Here is a 1,718-nt window from a genome sequence, read left to right on the forward strand (position 1 = left end):
TCAACGAGGGTGTCCTAGTCCTCCTCGGCGCAGCTGGCGCCGACCTCGGGCAACCTCAGGCCGACGAGGTAGCGGTCGACGTTGCGACGGATGCACGCGTTGTAGAAGTACGACGTGTGGGTCGAGCTCGGGCCGCTGCGCTCGGTGAGCAGCCGACCGCTGTCGAGCCGCTTGGCGAGGGCGACGGCGCCCGGGTAGGGCGTGGACGGGTCGCCCTGCGAGCCCACCACGAGGATCGGGTCGGCGCCCTGCGCGTGGTAGTCGCCGTCCCAGTCGCTCGCGGGGTCGGCCGAGGGCCAGGTGCTGCAGGTCGCGCCGTTGGCGCCGTCGTAGATCGGCGGGCCGAGCACCAGCCCGGGGCCGATCCGGGGCGCGATCCGCCCGCTGCGCAGGGCGTAGCGACGGAAGTCGCCGCGGGTCAGGCTGCCGGCGGAGTCCGTGCACTCGATGGCGATGTTGGTGGCCCCGCCGGCCCCGATGAGGTCGGCGTTGGTGACCGCAGGGGTGCCGGCGTCGATCGCGGCCAGCGTCTGGCCGGTGTCGGTCCACGCCCCGCGGCCGCCGCCGGTCTGGAGGTAGAGCAGCTCGGACACGGTGTAGCCGTTGGTCACCGCGCGGCGCTTGCCGGAGCCCTTCACGATCGGCCTCGCGTCGAGGCGGTCGATCAGGGCGTCGACGGCCCCCTCCGCGTCGCCGTCGCCGAAGCCGCAGGCCTTGGCGTGCGCCGAGCACCACGACAGGAAGGCGTCGACGGACCGCTCGCTGGCCCGCGCGTTGAGGCGGAGCAGGCCGAGGAAGCGGTCGCCGTACTGCCGCGGGTCGACCGAGCCGTCGAGCGTGACCGCGCGCACCCGCGTCGGGTAGAGGTCGGCGTAGACGGTGCCGAGGAACGTGCCGTAGGAGAAGCCGAGGTAGCTGAGCTGCTCGTCCCCGACGGCGGCGCGCAGCAGGTCGAGGTCGCGGGCGGCGTACTCGGTGCCGGTGAGGTCGACCAGGTCGCCGCTCGCCTTGCGGCAGCTCCTGCCGTACGCCGCCCCGGTGCGCAGCGCGCGCCGGACGGCCGCCGGCGTGACGGCCGGGTCGCCCTTCGCGCGGTCGAGCCGTCGGACCGTGCGCTGCGGCGACTCGCAGGCGATGCTGGGCGCGCTGCGGTTGGTGCCGCGCGGGTCGAAGCCGACGAGGTCGAAGTGCTCACGCAGCCCCGCGAAGACGGGCGACGCCCCGATTGCGGCGACGAAGTCGACGCCCGAGCCGCCCGGCCCGCCGGGGTTGAGGAACAGCGTCCCGATGCGGTCGGTGCCCGTGGCGGGCAACCGGTCGAGGGCGATCGTGGCGGTGCCACCTCGGGTGCCCTCGTAGTCGAGCGGGACGTCGTAGGTGGCGCACTCGAGACCCTTGGGGCCGCTCACGTCCGACCCGCAGGCGTGCCACGCGACGGCCGGGACCGACCCCGGCTCCGCGCCCGGCTCCGGCGGGTCGCCCTGGGCCGAGGAGCCCGCGGCGGACGTGGTGCCCTCCGCCACCGCCCCCGGTGGCGCGACGAGCAGCGCTGCGGCGAGCGCGGCCGTGCCGAGCAGCGCGGCTGCGTGGCGGGCGACGTGGACGGACCTGGGACGGACGGTCATGACGGGCTCCTCGAGATCAGCGACGTCTCTCGACACTAGGACCCGCCGGGCGCCCTGTCACCCGCCCTCCGGGGGGCCGTCGCGCCGGCGTCG

At 75.5% G+C, this 1,718-nt stretch carries 1 protein-coding gene; it reads right to left on the bottom strand.

From position 1 onward, the window contains the following. Positions 1 to 14: 14 nt before the first annotated feature. A complete protein-coding gene (locus ACFFJG_RS09300; RefSeq protein WP_378518327.1) occupies positions 15 to 1,625 on the bottom strand; it encodes an alpha/beta hydrolase in 1,611 nt (536 codons plus the stop codon). Between the last annotated feature and the right edge of the window lie 93 nt (positions 1,626 to 1,718).

This window comes from Nocardioides zeicaulis (assembly GCF_042432345.1).
GTDB classification, from domain to species: Bacteria; Actinomycetota; Actinomycetes; order Propionibacteriales; family Nocardioidaceae; genus Nocardioides; species Nocardioides zeicaulis.

Excerpts from the sequence above, each read along its gene's own strand:
- ACFFJG_RS09300 (WP_378518327.1), bottom strand. The coding sequence starts at position 1,625 with ATGACCGTCCGTCCCAGGTCCGTCCACGTCGCCCGCCACGCAGCCGCG.